Annotated in this window: 18 protein-coding genes; 4 read left to right on the plus strand and 14 right to left on the minus strand. The window is 26.5% G+C overall.

From position 1 onward, the window contains the following. The first annotated feature begins 6 nt into the window (after positions 1–6). Positions 7–366, plus strand: a complete 360-nt coding sequence (locus tag ACPB8Q_RS02970) for a molybdenum cofactor biosynthesis protein MoaE (RefSeq protein ID WP_423793190.1) — start codon at positions 7–9, stop codon at positions 364–366. Here the strand turns inward: ACPB8Q_RS02970 and ACPB8Q_RS02975 are convergent. The 10 genes from ACPB8Q_RS02975 to purM all read right to left on the minus strand — a co-directional run bounded on the left by ACPB8Q_RS02975 (position 363) and on the right by purM (position 8,943). Then, positions 363–1,586, minus strand: a complete 1,224-nt coding sequence (locus tag ACPB8Q_RS02975) for a thiamine-phosphate synthase family protein (RefSeq protein WP_423793191.1) — start codon at positions 1,584–1,586, stop codon at positions 363–365. The two genes, ACPB8Q_RS02970 and ACPB8Q_RS02975, sit on opposite strands and share 4 nt — an antisense overlap. Before the next feature lie 4 nt (positions 1,587–1,590). Then, positions 1,591–2,271, minus strand: coding sequence for a ribonuclease HII (gene rnhB, locus ACPB8Q_RS02980; RefSeq protein ID WP_423793192.1), 681 nt, complete (start codon positions 2,269–2,271; stop codon positions 1,591–1,593). 1 nt (position 2,272) lies between these two features. Beyond that, positions 2,273–3,727 (minus strand): fumarate reductase (CoM/CoB) subunit TfrB, encoded by a 1,455-nt coding sequence (gene tfrB / locus ACPB8Q_RS02985; protein WP_423793193.1) that lies wholly within the window; start codon positions 3,725–3,727, stop codon positions 2,273–2,275. After that, entirely contained in the window at positions 3,724–4,749 is a 1,026-nt protein-coding gene (cobT, locus tag ACPB8Q_RS02990; protein ID WP_423793194.1) for a nicotinate-nucleotide--dimethylbenzimidazole phosphoribosyltransferase, read from the minus strand. The genes tfrB and cobT overlap by 4 nt, the downstream gene beginning before the upstream one ends. 21 nt (positions 4,750–4,770) lie before the next feature. Further along, a complete protein-coding gene (locus tag ACPB8Q_RS02995) occupies positions 4,771–5,259 on the minus strand; it encodes a helix-turn-helix domain-containing protein (RefSeq protein WP_423793195.1) in 489 nt (162 codons plus the stop codon). Positions 5,260–5,321: 62 nt separating this feature from the next. Beyond that, on the minus strand, positions 5,322–5,960 hold the full coding sequence (gene bioD / locus ACPB8Q_RS03000) for an ATP-dependent dethiobiotin synthetase BioD (protein WP_423793196.1): 639 nt from the start codon (positions 5,958–5,960) through the stop codon (positions 5,322–5,324). Positions 5,961–6,013: 53 nt separating this feature from the next. Beyond that, a complete protein-coding gene (gene purF, locus ACPB8Q_RS03005) occupies positions 6,014–7,381 on the minus strand; it encodes an amidophosphoribosyltransferase (protein WP_423793197.1) in 1,368 nt (455 codons plus the stop codon). Positions 7,382–7,383: 2 nt separating this feature from the next. Further along, complete coding sequence (locus tag ACPB8Q_RS03010) at positions 7,384–7,671, minus strand: ArsR/SmtB family transcription factor (protein ID WP_423793198.1); 288 nt, start codon at positions 7,669–7,671, stop codon at positions 7,384–7,386. A gap of 4 nt (positions 7,672–7,675) precedes the next feature. Beyond that, the gene (locus tag ACPB8Q_RS03015) at positions 7,676–7,891 is read right to left on the minus strand and encodes a hypothetical protein (RefSeq protein WP_423793199.1); all 216 of its coding nucleotides are present in this window, start codon (positions 7,889–7,891) and stop codon (positions 7,676–7,678) included. Between the two features lie 11 nt (positions 7,892–7,902). After that, positions 7,903–8,943 (minus strand): phosphoribosylformylglycinamidine cyclo-ligase, encoded by a 1,041-nt coding sequence (gene purM, locus ACPB8Q_RS03020; RefSeq protein WP_423793200.1) that lies wholly within the window; start codon positions 8,941–8,943, stop codon positions 7,903–7,905. A 37-nt stretch (positions 8,944–8,980) separates the two neighbouring features. Here purM and ACPB8Q_RS03025 point away from each other — a divergent pair, with 37 nt between their 5' ends. Then, on the plus strand, positions 8,981–10,285 hold the full coding sequence (locus ACPB8Q_RS03025; RefSeq protein WP_423793397.1) for a methyl-coenzyme M reductase glutamine C-methyltransferase: 1,305 nt from the start codon (positions 8,981–8,983) through the stop codon (positions 10,283–10,285). A 13-nt stretch (positions 10,286–10,298) separates the two neighbouring features. Here ACPB8Q_RS03025 and ACPB8Q_RS03030 read toward each other — a convergent pair whose 3' ends face one another. Genes ACPB8Q_RS03030 through ACPB8Q_RS03040 form a run of 3 tightly spaced genes read right to left on the minus strand, consistent with a single transcriptional unit; the run spans position 10,299 to position 12,594 of the window. Then, on the minus strand, positions 10,299–10,877 hold the full coding sequence (locus ACPB8Q_RS03030; protein WP_423793201.1) for a HEAT repeat domain-containing protein: 579 nt from the start codon (positions 10,875–10,877) through the stop codon (positions 10,299–10,301). A 12-nt stretch (positions 10,878–10,889) separates the two neighbouring features. Then, complete coding sequence (locus ACPB8Q_RS03035; protein WP_423793202.1) at positions 10,890–12,014, minus strand: AAA family ATPase; 1,125 nt, start codon at positions 12,012–12,014, stop codon at positions 10,890–10,892. Between the two features lie 4 nt (positions 12,015–12,018). Beyond that, the gene (locus tag ACPB8Q_RS03040; RefSeq protein ID WP_423793203.1) at positions 12,019–12,594 is read right to left on the minus strand and encodes a hypothetical protein; all 576 of its coding nucleotides are present in this window, start codon (positions 12,592–12,594) and stop codon (positions 12,019–12,021) included. Between the two features lie 243 nt (positions 12,595–12,837). Between ACPB8Q_RS03040 and ACPB8Q_RS03045 the strand changes: the two genes are divergently transcribed. Next, a complete protein-coding gene (locus ACPB8Q_RS03045) occupies positions 12,838–13,353 on the plus strand; it encodes a 4Fe-4S binding protein (protein ID WP_423793204.1) in 516 nt (171 codons plus the stop codon). Next, the gene (locus tag ACPB8Q_RS03050) at positions 13,322–13,615 is read left to right on the plus strand and encodes a DUF357 domain-containing protein (protein ID WP_423793205.1); all 294 of its coding nucleotides are present in this window, start codon (positions 13,322–13,324) and stop codon (positions 13,613–13,615) included. The genes ACPB8Q_RS03045 and ACPB8Q_RS03050 overlap by 32 nt, the downstream gene beginning before the upstream one ends. Here the strand turns inward: ACPB8Q_RS03050 and ACPB8Q_RS03055 are convergent. Next, a complete protein-coding gene (locus ACPB8Q_RS03055; protein WP_423793206.1) occupies positions 13,604–14,653 on the minus strand; it encodes an SLC13 family permease in 1,050 nt (349 codons plus the stop codon). The two genes, ACPB8Q_RS03050 and ACPB8Q_RS03055, sit on opposite strands and share 12 nt — an antisense overlap. Positions 14,654–14,664: the final 11 nt, after the last annotated feature.

A 14,664-nucleotide genomic window follows, 5' to 3' on the forward strand; every position in this document is an offset into this window, starting at 1 on the left:
AACTAAATGATATTTGACAACTATAAAAGATATTTAGAGTTTATAGAGAAAAAAAAGGTAGAATTAAGAGGGGAGTATGGAAGTATATTAACTATGGAAGGATATGTTAGAAACTACCATGTAAAAGATGGAAAAAAGATTCCTGCTGAAAAGATGGTTATAAATAAAGAGGTTATAGATAAAATAAAAGATATCCCTCAAATTGCAAAAGAGAAATATAATTTATTGGAGGTTGTTATCTTTCATAATTATGGGGAGTTAAAGGTTGGGGAGAGAATAACATCTATAACTATATTTTCAAGACATAGATATGAGGCATTTGAAGCTATAAAGTATATAATAGATGAAATTAAAAAATTTCATTAAATTTTTTTATAAATATCTTCAATAATTTCTACTTTTTTTACAACTTCTAAAATATCTTTTCCTAAAACTCTTATTATTGGTTCTTTTCCAATATCTCCTGTATCATAGACAATATCAGCATCTTTATTTCTTGATAATGCCTCTTTTATTCCCCATTCCATAGTAGATACATTCTTTGGTTCTTTTTTTCTGTCAAAGTAAGATACTTTAAACTTATCTTCTAATTTTTCTATAAGTTCTTCACTATATTTTATATTCATCCCTGCTCTAATTGAAGGATTTATTTTATTGGCTGATAACACTAACCTTGATACATGCCCTCTAATACCAAATTTAAACCTACCACAAACATAAAATTTATTTTCTTCTTCTTTATTTTTTACAATTCTACCTGTTAATGATGCTATATCTTCATAACTCTTTGGTAAAATTAAGCATTCAGCTAAATTACTTCCAATCTCTGGAATTAAAGAGAAATTTATTTTTCTTAGGTATTCTAATGCATAATATAAATTTTTTAAAATCTTTTCTTTATTTATATGTTTTGGATTTGAGTTGTATCCAAATTTTGTTTTTTCTGCATATATAACTGATGATATAGCCAATTTTTTAGCTTCTTCAATACTTTCAAATAAGTTATAACCTAAAAATAAAAATGAAGTTATTGCTGTTGAATACACACAACCAGTTCCATGAACATCTCTATCCAACTTAACTCCATAAAACTCCTTTATTAGTTCATTATTCTTTATCAATTTATCATTTATTCCAGTTATTAGAATATAGTTTTTATAGTCACTAAGATAGTCCTTTAATACTCTGTATTCTTTCTCATTTGGGGTTATTAAATAAGATGAATTGATTAACTCTAAATATTTATCTAAATTTTCTATAAACTTATACTTTGTAGAAGACTCTAAAACAGGGTCTAAAATAACCTTTAAATCATATTTTTTTATATATTCAACAATTAAGTCAATACATTCCCCACTAACAACTCCAACTTTTACCCACTTTATATAATACTCTTCAAAAATTGATTTTAGCTGATTTTCTATATTCTCAATTGGTAAGTCATATTTTTCATAAACCTTTAAGTTATTTTGTGGGATGATTGATGTTGTTACTACTCTTGGATTTATATTTAGTTCTCTACAAACCTTTAAATCTGCTAATACTCCTGCTCCACCACTTGGGTCATAACCAGCAATTATAAGCAAAATCTCACCAAAAATCAGTTAAACTCTTCTGTTTATACTTACTTTTTATTTTTTCTAATGTTTTCCACTTCTCTCTAACTATTTCAGGAAATTTATCATGTTTTTTATAATAATCCTCTAAAAATTTTATAGTTCTCTCATCAGAAGGATATCCACTTCCAAAATCTCCATATTTATTTTTATAATCCTCAATTATTTTATCTCTAACAACCTTAGCAATAATAGATGCTGCTGAAACAACTGGATACTTATCATCTGCCTTATGCTCAGCAATAATATTAATTTTAATATTTCTCTTCTTTACTTCATCATCAACTAACTTTAAAAACTTCTCTTTTAATTTCTCTGAATTTGTTGAGCATGAATCTATTACAACAGTTATATTTTTATTTTTAATATTTAAATCTTTTATTAAATTTTTAAAAGCTTTTGAAAATAGCTCTATTTCAATATCATTTAAATTTTTTTGTTCCATTAACTCATTCAATTCCTTAGGAGATAGAACAATAATTTTATAATTTCCAATATTTTCCAATAGTTTCTTTAATTCTTCTCTTTTCTTTTTTGTTAGCTTTTTACTATCTTTTATTATTGAGCTATCTAACTCCTTATCTGTTGTGTAGCAACATACAACCAATGGCCCTATAACTGGCCCTCTTCCAGCTTCATCAATACCAAAAATCATATTAGATTACCTTACTCAATATTGAAACTATATTATACACCTTAATATTTGTATCTTCCAAAATATCTTTTAATTGATATTCACAAAATGGACAGACAGTTATAACCCCTTCTACATCTAACTTCATAATGTCTTTTTTTCTTTTAGTTCCTATAATTTTAGATAACTCTGGATTGCCACTTCTAACTCCTCCACCAGCTCCACAACATTTGGCTGGAATTTCAACATATTCTAATTTAGGAATTGATTTTAAAATCTTTATTGGCTCATCTTTTATTTTTTGTCCTCTTAACAGATGGCATGGATGGTGATAGGTAACTCTCATTTTTAGAGGTTTGTATTTTAAAAATCCTACTTCATTTATCAATTCAGTTATATCTCTAACATCCTCCAATTTATAATCATTTTTTAATGTGCTTCCACATCCAGCACATATAGTTACTATATATTTATAGTTGTATTTTTCTTTATATTCATTAAATATTCTTTTATTCATCTCAATTAATTTATTTGCTATATCTCTCTGTCCAACTCTCAACATTGGAGATAAACAACATACTTGATTTTTAGGGACAACAACTGAAATATTGTGAGCATTCAAAACTTTTATTGTTTCATAAGCCAAATTTTTTAATCTGTAATCAACCAAACATCCTGTAAAAAATAGAACTTTAAATTTTTCATTTTCAGCTTTAAAATACTCTTTGTCTATCTCTTCCAAAAATGGAATATCTTCTTTTACAACACTTCTATTATATTTTAAAAGATTTTCTCTAACTTTTAAATGATTATCTAAGTATAATCCTTTTTTAAAACTATATTCTCTTAATTTTTCAATAGCTTTTTTAACTATATCTATGTCCATTGGACAAACTTCAACACATTTGTGGCAAGTTGTGCAATTAAACAAATTCTCAAAGAATGCAATTTTTTCTCTATCTTCCTCATCCCTTACATCTTCTAAAAACCTTGCCAACTGTCTCATTATTGTAGCTCCAGGATAGTTTGAGTTTTCTCTTGCAGGACATAGAGATAAGCATGATAAACATTCAATACATGATTTTAGATTTTTTACTTTTTCAACTACATTATCATCTATTTTTTCAATATACTCAGGATATTTTTTCCTAATTAAAAAGTTTCTTATATTTAAAAGCTTTTTATTATAGCTTTCTCTATCAACTATTAAATCTCTAATTACTCTAAATCCCTTTAAAGCTTCTATAAGCATTCCATCTTTAACTTTTTCTACACATGCAAGTTTTGGCTCATTGTTTATTGTTAATGAACAACTACCACACTGACAATTCCTACAAGAGTATCTAAATGCTATATCTGCATTATACTCTTTATTTATATATTCTAATGCTTCTAAGACAGTTAAGTTTTCTGGGACTTTATACTCTTCTATCCACTCCTTACCATCTTTAAATCTCTTTATTTTAATATTAATCATAGACAATTCCTCAACAGTTTTTCTTCAACTTTTTCTTTAATAACTCTTCCAGATATACCTTTTGATATACAATAGACAGCTAATCCTCCAGCACCTACACCTTCCTTAACAGAGCCATAGCAATAATTTTTTAATCCCTCTATTTTAGATTCTTCAAAGTATAATTTAGCTCCATAAACAGGAATTTTTCCAATTTCATTAACTAATCCTAATAAATCAGAGTTCTTATCATTAATAACAAATTCAGTTGTAGCTAAGCAGATATTTTTTAAAGCTTTTTTATCAATCTCCTTAATAACTGATAAAACAGCAGCCATCTGTGTTCCTCCTGCCAACATAACTTTTTTATTTTCTTCTGAGAAAGAGATAGATAAACCTGCAACAACAGGCATCATTTTGTCTCCAACAGCATTTAATACACTAAAAACATCTCCTCCTTTAATTTTTTTTAGACCTTCGTTGACAATCTTTAATTTTAAATCATGAGGATTGTTAATAGAGCCAGAGCTCACTTTTCCTTCAGCATTGTATCCTAAACCTAATAAAACACCTAATGCTGTTGTTGTTCCGCCAGGCACACATTCCCCCAATATTAAACTTTCACAATTTAAATTCTTTCCTAATAAATAAGATTTATAGAAAAGTTCTTCACTATCTTCAATAGCTTCTCCTTTTTCAATCCTTCCAGTAGGTTTTTCATCCATATCTATATATGGAAGTTTTGGCTTAACAAAAGAGCCTGCATCTACAACAAGAGATTTAATATTTTTTAGTTCTATACACACTCTACTTATTATAGCAGGAGTAGGAGAAAAAGAGCTATCAAAAGGTATCTTTTTTAAAGTTTTTACTTCACCATAAAAAACTAATTCAGCATCTAAGGCTGGAGTATATCTAATAATATCTTTATGAACCCCAGAGATAGGATAATAAAGAGTTGTCTCAATAGATGATAATGTTAAAATAAAAAGGGGATTTTGAAAATCCTCTAAAAAATTAGAATCATTAAATTTCAAAATCATTCCTTTCACTCAAAGAACAATTTAGAGCTGTTCTAATAACTCTTTCAATTTTTCTTTAACTAACTCTAACTTCTTAGATAGCTCTTCATTTTCTTTTTTAACTTTTTCTAATTCATCTTGTAGTTTTTTAATTTCTTCTACATCTTCTTTTATTTTTTCTCTTAAAGATACTGCTTCTAAGAATTTCTCAACTTCTTCAATACTCAACTTACCTTCTTTTAACAACTCATAAGTTTCCATAACCAATTTTCCAGCTTTTGTCTCTCCCTTTAAATGTTTTCTAATTGTTTGTTCAGTTCTACCAAGCTCTTCAGCTATCTCACTAACAGTATATCCTGCCTTAGCCCTTGCCAATGCACCTGCAGCAATAGCTAAAGAATCTACCCATGTAACTTTTTCTATTGGGTCTTTAATTAACTCTAATATTTCTGGTCTGAAAAGAGTCCCTAATATTAAGACATGCTCTAACTTATGAATATCTGATTTTGATGTAGGAATTAGTGGAAGCATATTTTATCACCTAATATTTCTACTACCTTATATTTTTATAACTATATTATATAATTTACTATTTATTTCATTATAAAATTAATCCAATATTTCTCTTCATTCTCAATAACGCCTATTATTTTAGTTTTTCCATATTTTTCAATAGTTTCAAATGTTTTCTCATAAAATAAAACATCTTTTAAAGGAGTTATGCAGTTGATAATAACTCCTTTCACATTAATGCCTTTATTTCTTAGATGCTCAATAGTTAATAAAGTATGGTTTATTGTCCCTAAATTTGGTCTTGAAACTATAACTGCATCTAAATCTAAAAATTTAATTAAATCACTCATTAGAAAGTTATCTTTTATAGGGACACAAACACCTCCAGCTCCTTCAACAATTAGAAAATCATATTTATTTTTTAAATATTCAAAACTTTCTTTTATTTTATTTTTTATTTCATCTAATGTTAAATGAGAATTTTCAACTTCAAAAGCAATATTGGGGGAAAGTGGAAGTTTTAAGTTTATTGGATTTATAATATTTAAATCATCATCTAAATTTAAAGCTTTTTTTAAAGTTATAGTGTCTTCTCTACCTCCTGTTTCTATTGGTTTTAAATATCCAACATTTATTCCTTCTTTTTTTAGTTCTTTACCTAAAATTTTAGATGTATATGTTTTACCAACCCCTGTATCAGTTCCAGTAATAAAAATCATTTTTTAATCACCAAAAGTTGCTAAAAATTGTAATATATAATGATATAACTCTTTTATCTATTCTTAACTTTTTTAAAGTTTATTTCTGTTGGATATTCTCCTGTTAGACAAGCTAAACATAAATCTTTTCTACCAATTGCTTTTAATAAACCTTCAATTGATATATAACCTATAGAATCTACACCAAGTTTTTTTCTAATTTCTTCTAAACTTTTATTATGTGCTATTAACTCCTCTTTTGTGGCCATATCTATTCCATAGTAACAAGGGGATATTATTCTTGGACATCCAATTCTTAAATGGACTTCTTTAGCTCCAACTTTCCTAACCATATTTACTATTCTTTTTGATGTAGTCCCTCTTACTATACTGTCATCTACCAATACAACTCTCTTATTTTCTAACAAACTTCTTACTGGGGCTAACTTTAATCTTACAGCTAATTCTCTCTCATTTTGAGAAGGCAAAATAAAGGTTCTTCCAGTGTATTTATTTTTTATTAAGGCTTCATAGTATGGGATATTTGACTCCTCAGCAAATCCAATTGCAAAAGCATTCCCAGAGTCAGGTATAGGAGAAACTAAATCAGCTGAAACTGGATGTTCCTTAGCCAACATCTTTCCTATATCTCTCCTAACTTTATATACACTTATCCCATCTATTGTAGAGTCTGGTCTGGCAAAGTATATGTATTCAAACATACATGTTGTAGCTTTATTATTGTTAGAAATTTTATAACTCTCCATACCATCTTTATTTATAACTACTATCTCTCCTGGTTGAACATCTTTTAAAAAAGAGACATCCAAAGTAGTTAAAGCACAATCTTCTGATGAGACATATATATTTTCTCCATCTTCTCCAATACATAATGGTTTAAATCCATGTTTATCTCTAACAGCAACTAAACAATCTTCAAACATAATTAACAAAGAATATGCTCCAACTAATTTATCTAAAACATTTTTTATAGCTTCAATTCTATCATCTGTTTTTAATAACTCTCTAACTAAGAGTTGAGCTATAACCTCAGAGTCAGAAGTAGATGTGAATATATGCCCCTTCTTTTCTAATTCTATTCTTAACTCCTCAGAATTTACAATATCTCCATTATGGGCTATTGCAATCTGCCCAAAAGAGCTTTTGACAACAAATGGCTGACAATTCTCAACAGATTTTATTCCAGTTGTTGAATACCTAACATGTCCTATTCCAATATGTCCAAACAAATTTTGTAAAATATCATCTTTGAAAACTTCTGTAACTAAACCTATATTTTTATAATACCCTATATTCTTCCCATCACTTACTGCTATCCCAGCACCTTCTTGGCCCCTATGTTGTAAAGCAAACAATCCATAGTAAATCTTTTTAGATACATTTAAATTTTCATAAGAATATATTCCAAAAATCCCACACATATCTACTCACTTTTAAACAATTTTTCAATAACCTTGTTATCAATATAAAAATTAAATTTTTTAGCTTTGTATATTCTTTTTGTTCTGTTATTCTCTACAATTAAATTAGATTCTATTAAATTAGCTTTTTCTAATTTTTTTATATGAGCATATAGAACAGGCCTCGAAAGGTTTAAAATTTTTGATAGTTCATAGATGCTCATTGGTTTATTATCCAAAATATATAAAATCTTTAATCTTATGGGATTAGATAATGCATCACAAATTTTTACAACATTTTCTAAATCCATATATTCACTCAATTTCTTCCCATTTTTTCTCTAATTTTTTAGTTGTTTCTTTTATCTCTTCTATATCTTTCTCTATCTTTGTTAGTTTTTCATGGTTTCTATTTATTTGTATGATTATATAAATTGATATTATGATTAAGATGAGTATTAAAATTTCCCATATAATACCTAAACCTCCAACTCCAAAATCATGATTTATATATGGAGGAATATAAATCACCTTTTTTTAATTCACTTTAATACTATATGTTTATTGTTATACTTTATAATAGAGCAATCCTCATATTCTTTACCATCAATTTCTAACTTGTTATATACTCTACCAATTATATAGGCATCAATATCATATTTTTTAGCAATATCTATAATTTTCTTTACATCTTTCTCACTAATTATAACACAAAAACCAATTCCCATATTAAAAGTTCTAAACATCTCTTCATCTGGAACATTTCCTAATCTTTGAATTTCTTTGAAAATTGGTAATGGTTCTGGTAGATTATCAATATAATAAACCATACTTTTTAATCTTCTTAATTTCCTAAAACTTCCTCCTGTTATGTGAGCAAGTCCTTTAACATTAACCTTCTTAATCATTTCTAAAACAGGTTTTACATAAATTTTTGTTGGAGTTAATAACTCTTCTTTTAATGTTTTTCCATAAGATAATTTATCATCCAACTTCATTTTAGCTATATCAAAAAATACCTTTCTTGCTAAACTAAGCCCATTACTATGTATCCCTGAACTTCTTAATCCAACTATAGCATCTCCTTCCTCTATTTTCTCTCCTGTTATAACAGCATCTTTTTTAACAATAGCTAAAACAGTCCCTGCCAAATCTATTCCATTTATTAAATCTGGAAGTGTTGCTGTTTCTCCACCTAAGATGTTTATATTTGCTTCCTCAGCCCCTTTATTTAAACCTTCTCCAATTTGTTTGGCTATCTCTTCATCAATATATCCAACAGCTAAATAATCTACCAAAGCAACAGGTTCAGCTCCTATACAGATAGCATCATTTACATTCATTGCTATCATGTCAATAGCAACTGTATCAAACTTCTTAGCTTTTTCAGCTATAATCATCTTACTTCCAACACCATCAGTTGATAAAACCAAATAATAGTCTCCAAACTCAATTCCTCCTGCATAATGTCCTAAAAAATTAGGTTTATAGTCATCTCTCTTAAATTTTATTTGTGAAATTAATGCCTTTATTACTTTATCCTCCTTATCAATATCTACTCCTGCATCTTTGTAGGTAACCATAAAATATTACCTCCTAATTATATTGTCTATGATAACTATGAGAGTTGTTATATACACTCCAAAAATATATACTTATGGAGCTATGCTAATTGGAGGTATTTTGAAAGAGAAAGGTTATAAAGTTCATTTATCTAAAAATTTTGATAAAACACTATTTTTAAAAGCTGATGTAGTAATATATAGTTTATACTCAACACTTCATATTTTAGATGATAATATAAAAAACTCTATAAAATATTTAAAAAATATTAAAAAAAAGTTAAAGATATATGTTGCTGGATGTGTTTCCACATATCCAGAGATTATTTTGAATGAGATGGATGTAGATGGAGTTATAATTGGAGAAGGAGAACTAATAACTCCAAAAATTTTGGAAGGAGATAATGAAGGATTAGCTTATAAAGAAGGAGATGAGATAGTTATTAACTATCCAAAAGAAAAACCTGAGTTAAATCATCCTATTCCTCTAATACCAAATGATATAGGAAAACAGAATATTAGAGGTGCTAATGTTTATATTGAGACACATAGAGGTTGTTTAGGAAATTGCACATTTTGTCAAGTTCCTAAGTTCTTTGGTAAAAGTATTAGAAGTAGAGAGATAGATGACATAATAAGAGAGGTCTTAGAATTTAAAAAAAGAGGAGCTAAGAGAATAGCAATTAGTGGTGGGACTGGAAGTTTATACAACTTTAAAAAGTCAGTTGATAAAAATAAATTTTTAGAATTGTTAGAAAAATTATCATCTATTTTGGGAAAAAATAATATATCTGTTCCAGATATGAGAGTTGATTATGTTGATGAGGAAATCTTAGAGGGAATTAAAAACTATACTATTGGATGGGTGTTTTTTGGATTAGAAAGTGGAAGTAATAAAATTTTGAGAGATATGAAAAAAGGAACTAATAGAGAGAAAAATTTAAATGCTATTAAATTGGCAAAAGATTGTGGTGTTAAAGTTGCTGGAAGCTTTATAGTGGGATATCCAACTGAAACAGAGAAAGATTATCTTTTAACAAAGGATTTTATTGTTGATGCTGAATTAGATGACATTTTTGTTTCTATTGCTGAGCCAATACCAACAACAGAATTAGCTAAATTAGTAGTTGATACTCCAAAAGAAGAAAATCCAATTTTTATAGAATATAAAAATAATATGAGTTTAGCAGAATATAGATGTTTTGATTTATATCTACATGCTGAAATGTGGAAATCTAATCCAAGAATATTAACTAAGCAACTTGTAAATATCTATTTAAATGATGCAAAACAACAAGGAGAAGATATAAGAAAAATTACAAATCTCTTGTTTAAATATAAAGAATATATTAAGAGATATTAAAGATTTAAATTTTTTATTTTTCCACCCTTTTAATAAGAGGAACAAACTCATAAATTAACTTAGGATTATATTTTTTTAGCTCATTTATTGTTATTATAGCATAATTATTAAAGTTCTCAAAAAGATTTAAAAGAATAGTATATTTATTATCTGCTTTTAAAATTAGTTTAGCTAATGTTTTAGCATATATCTCATTATCTAAGTTCTTTATTATTTTAGGATATGCATAAATTGCTACTTTTGAATCTATATTACCCAAAGCTTCTGCTGCTTTTTCTCTAATTTCTTTAAAATCACTATCTAAAAGCTTTATTAAGTATGGAATATATGGGGAAACAACATCTCCATAATTTTTTCCTACTTTTTCTATAATGTTTATGCACAATATTATTATTTCTCTATTTCTTTCAGATGAATATAAATTATCTGAAATTAACTCCTGGAAACTTCTCTCTTTTGTAGATTCTAAAAGTTCATATACAACATCTAAAAAAGGAATAATTTCATCTACCTCTAATTTGTATATCTCTTTTAAAGCATTTATCTTCTCTTCATCTGAATAATTTAAAGTTAATATTTTTATATAGTCCATAATATCTCATTTTTAAATTTCATTTAATAAATTTTCAATATATAAATTGAAATCCTCAGTTTCTTTTAAAACTTTATCAATAAAGTCAGTTGAACAATTTTTTAGCTCAGCTTCTCTTTTAATCTTTTTTAGTTCTAATCTAATCTTAGCCATCTTACTTAATATCTCAATCATCTTGTTGTAATCTTTCTTACAAAGCTTTATTTTATTGACATCAATATATTTTAGCTCATTTTTTAAATTTTCAATAATTGCTAATTTTTCCAAAACATCTTCATAATACTTATTTATATGTCTAAATACAATTTTAGAAACTTTAAAGAACTCATCTGGCTCATTCCAAAATATATGTCTTAATATATCCAAATCATTTACATCTGCTTTATCCTTCCCATTTAGATATGCATAACTCTTAACTGCCTTAACTGATTTCTTTAATCTCCTATCTGATATATACACATGATTCTGTTGAAGAATCTTTTTTATATCAATAATATAGCCTAATACACCATCAACTTCAACATATTTAGCTTCTTCTTGCAACTTTTTTAATTTATCTATATTAATGATAGTTTTTGGATTGTACTCTTCCTCTAAAAGTAAAAGCTTTTTTAAGTTATTATCTCCTCTAATCTCTGAAACTATCTTCCTAAATAAGAATCTATCATAGAAAGCTAAAAGTTCATTCTCCTCAGGGAGTTCATTAGATGCTGAAAATAAACTTATTAATGGAACTTTCTCTATCCTATCTCCATTGTGATATATCCTCTCATTTATTATTGTTAATAGTGAGTTTAATATTGAACTATTCGCCTTAAACACTTCATCTAAAAACGCTATCTCGGCTGTCGGTAGATAATTATCTGTTTTCCTTACAAACCTATCGTTATCTTTCAATTCTTTAATACTTAACGGTCCAAATAACTCATCTTCTGTTGTAAATCTTGTTATTAGTTTTTCAAAATATTTAGCGTTGAAGTGAAAAGAGATAGCTCTAATTAATTGAGATTTAGCAGTTCCTGGATTACCTAAAAAAATAGTGTGCTCACTACATAATAAAGATGTTAATGCTATATCTATCTCTTCTCTCCTCTCTATAAAATAGTTATTCAACTCTTCCCTTATTCTATTAAGCATAGTTTCACAAATCTATTTTAAATCTTTTTATCTCATCTAAGGACATTCTATTTTTTAAAAATTCCTTAGGGATTAGATATAAAAATTTTGGCTCATAAACTTCTCCTTTTAAACCTAAAATTACAGCATCTATATCCTCAGGATACTCTAATTTAATTATTTCATTGAGTGGATAACTTTTCTTATAAATTGGATATACTTTATATCCTTTAAAATAATATCCATCTTCCTTAATTTCTAAACCTTTCTTTTTTAAATATAAAATAAATGGTTTGAGATTTTCATCAATATTTATAATATTAGAATTAGCTTCTTCATTTTCAATAGGTATCCTTTTTGGAAAATGAATAGAAATGTCTCCTTTACTATCAATATACTCAATCTTTATTTTTTTCTTTCTTAAATTCCTTATGAAATTTTTTATTTTCTTTTTAAATATAAAACTTAAAATAATTATTAGAATAATTAAAAAGATAATAATAAATAAAGGTAAAAATAAAATAAATAGAACTATCAATATAGCCAAAAATACTAAAATAAATAGTATAAATGTTAAACCACTTATTCTATAAATTCTCATTGTTTCACTTAAAAATTATATATAGAATAAATATTACCCCTCCTATAAATACAGCAAGCCATACCCATATATTTATAATAAATAATATTTTAAATAATTTTTCTCTATACTCTTTCTTAGAAAGTATCTTTTTTATTGGGTCTTTACCATAATACTTCATTATTAAAAACCTCAAAATTTAATTAGTATTATTTATTTAATTTATTAATATTACTTAAAATATTTTTTATGTATGGTGATTTAATGACAGATATAAAAACATTTGCTAAGATATTTTTAATAGGATTTTATGAGAACTTAGAAAAAATTATTTTTGGTTCAGGTAGATATACAGATGAAGAGCTAAAAAAAGCTATTTTAGAAGGAAAATTAAAAGTTCCTAAAACTGTCTTAGAGGAGTTGTGTATTGGATGTGGTGGTTGTGCAAATGTCTGTCCAACAAATGCCATAGAAATGGTTCCAACAACTCCTGTAAAGATAACTGAGCACTATATAAAAGACAAAATTCCAAAAATTAACCATGAAAGATGTGTATATTGTTTATATTGCCATGATTTTTGTCCAGTCTTTTCCATATTTGGAGAAATCTCCCCAATACATCCAAGAGATGTAGGAGAAGAGATTGAAATAAATATATCAAAAATACTAAAAAAGAGAATTACTATTTCAGAGGAACAAATTAATAGAATTAGTTCTATCTTATCAATAAATTTAAAGAGGTTTTTAGATGAAGGAGATAACAGAGGAAAAACTAAATAAATACTTTAAATTGACAGAGGAGGCAATAAACATTATTAAAAAAGGTCTTCCACCAAAAAGAAGTTTATTGTATGATGTTGCAAAAGATTTTTTAGTTATGATAGAAAGTTACTACAAAGATGCAAAAGCTTTTAAAGAAAAAGGAGATTATGTTAATGCATTTGCATCATTGAATTATTTGTATGGTTGGATAGATGCTGGTGTTAGGTTAGGATTATTTGATGTTGGAGATGATGATATAAGATTTACATTAGCTAAATAAGCTCAAATATATAATTAAAGATAAAAGATGTAAGATATAAACAATGATACTAAAAAATAAGAATGCTCCTATTGAAACATTTCTATTTGATAACCTCAAAGTTATTAAATTTGCAAAAGATGCAATTAATGTCCCATTTCCTCCAATATTAACTCCATAGGCAATTGGTATCCAATTGTTGTATATGTTAGATAATAATACAGTTGCTGGAACATTTGAGATAATTTGAGATAATAATGAGGAATATATCATTATAGTTATGTCATTTCCTTTAATGTCAAATAATTCTATAATCCCAAGCTTTTTAAGTCCATATATATCTATAAATAAAAATATGAATGTTACTAAAAATAGATAGTCAATTTTAGGTCTTTTAATAATTATTAAAGCTAAGATTATTGGCAAAATATATAGATAATTAATAACTCCAAAAATGCTAAATATAACTAATAAAAATATAAAGATATAGAGAATCCATTCTTTTTTAAATGAAATATTAACATTTATGTTGTATCTATATTTCTTATACTCTAAGAAGAATAAAAGAATAAATACACCTAAAATTTCATAAGGAAGCATATTTTTTAAAAATTCCAAAACTCCAATATGGTAGAAGTGATACAAAAATAAATTTTGTGGATTTCCAATTGGTGTGAATCCACTACCTATATTAGCAGAAATGCCCTCAAATATTATAAGTTTTTCAAGGTCTTTCTTATCCTCAATACTTTCAAACATAATTAAAGTTAATGGAACTATAACAAACAAAACAACATCATTTGTTAAAAACATAGACAAAATCAAAGTTAAAAATATAATTGCTATAAAAACTCTTTTTGTTTTTCTTAATATAATTAAAGAGATATAATCTAAAAACTTAGAAGATTTTAATATCTCAACAACAACCATTAAGTAAAATAAGGATAGAATAGTTTTCCATTCTACAATATAGACAATTTGAGATATATTCACGACAAAAAATAACATTAAAATGCCAATGAATATAAAAATTGAGAATATGAGTGTATCTGCTCTCATACAAATCCTAA

The sequence above is a fragment of the Methanocaldococcus indicus genome (assembly GCF_049554935.1).
GTDB lineage: Archaea > AGJL01 > Methanococci > Methanococcales > Methanocaldococcaceae > Methanocaldococcus > Methanocaldococcus indicus.

Excerpts from the sequence above, each read along its gene's own strand:
- ACPB8Q_RS02970 (WP_423793190.1), top strand. The coding sequence starts at position 7 with ATGATATTTGACAACTATAAAAGATATTTAGAGTTTATAGAGAAAAAA.
- rnhB (WP_423793192.1), bottom strand. The coding sequence starts at position 2,271 with ATGATTTTTGGTATTGATGAAGCTGGAAGAGGGCCAGTTATAGGGCCA.
- tfrB (WP_423793193.1), bottom strand. The coding sequence starts at position 3,727 with ATGATTAATATTAAAATAAAGAGATTTAAAGATGGTAAGGAGTGGATA.
- cobT (WP_423793194.1), bottom strand. The coding sequence starts at position 4,749 with ATGATTTTGAAATTTAATGATTCTAATTTTTTAGAGGATTTTCAAAAT.
- ACPB8Q_RS02995 (WP_423793195.1), bottom strand. The coding sequence starts at position 5,259 with ATGCTTCCACTAATTCCTACATCAAAATCAGATATTCATAAGTTAGAG.
- bioD (WP_423793196.1), bottom strand. The coding sequence starts at position 5,960 with ATGATTTTTATTACTGGAACTGATACAGGGGTTGGTAAAACATATACA.
- purF (WP_423793197.1), bottom strand. The coding sequence starts at position 7,381 with ATGTGTGGGATTTTTGGAATATATTCTTATGAAAATTTAAATGTATCT.
- ACPB8Q_RS03010 (WP_423793198.1), bottom strand. The coding sequence starts at position 7,671 with ATGGATTTAGAAAATGTTGTAAAAATTTGTGATGCATTATCTAATCCC.
- purM (WP_423793200.1), bottom strand. The coding sequence starts at position 8,943 with ATGGTTACCTACAAAGATGCAGGAGTAGATATTGATAAGGAGGATAAA.
- ACPB8Q_RS03025 (WP_423793397.1), top strand. The coding sequence starts at position 8,981 with ATGAGAGTTGTTATATACACTCCAAAAATATATACTTATGGAGCTATG.
- ACPB8Q_RS03030 (WP_423793201.1), bottom strand. The coding sequence starts at position 10,877 with ATGGACTATATAAAAATATTAACTTTAAATTATTCAGATGAAGAGAAG.
- ACPB8Q_RS03035 (WP_423793202.1), bottom strand. The coding sequence starts at position 12,014 with ATGCTTAATAGAATAAGGGAAGAGTTGAATAACTATTTTATAGAGAGG.
- ACPB8Q_RS03040 (WP_423793203.1), bottom strand. The coding sequence starts at position 12,594 with ATGAGAATTTATAGAATAAGTGGTTTAACATTTATACTATTTATTTTA.
- ACPB8Q_RS03045 (WP_423793204.1), top strand. The coding sequence starts at position 12,838 with ATGACAGATATAAAAACATTTGCTAAGATATTTTTAATAGGATTTTAT.
- ACPB8Q_RS03050 (WP_423793205.1), top strand. The coding sequence starts at position 13,322 with ATGAAGGAGATAACAGAGGAAAAACTAAATAAATACTTTAAATTGACA.
- ACPB8Q_RS03055 (WP_423793206.1), bottom strand. The coding sequence starts at position 14,653 with ATGAGAGCAGATACACTCATATTCTCAATTTTTATATTCATTGGCATT.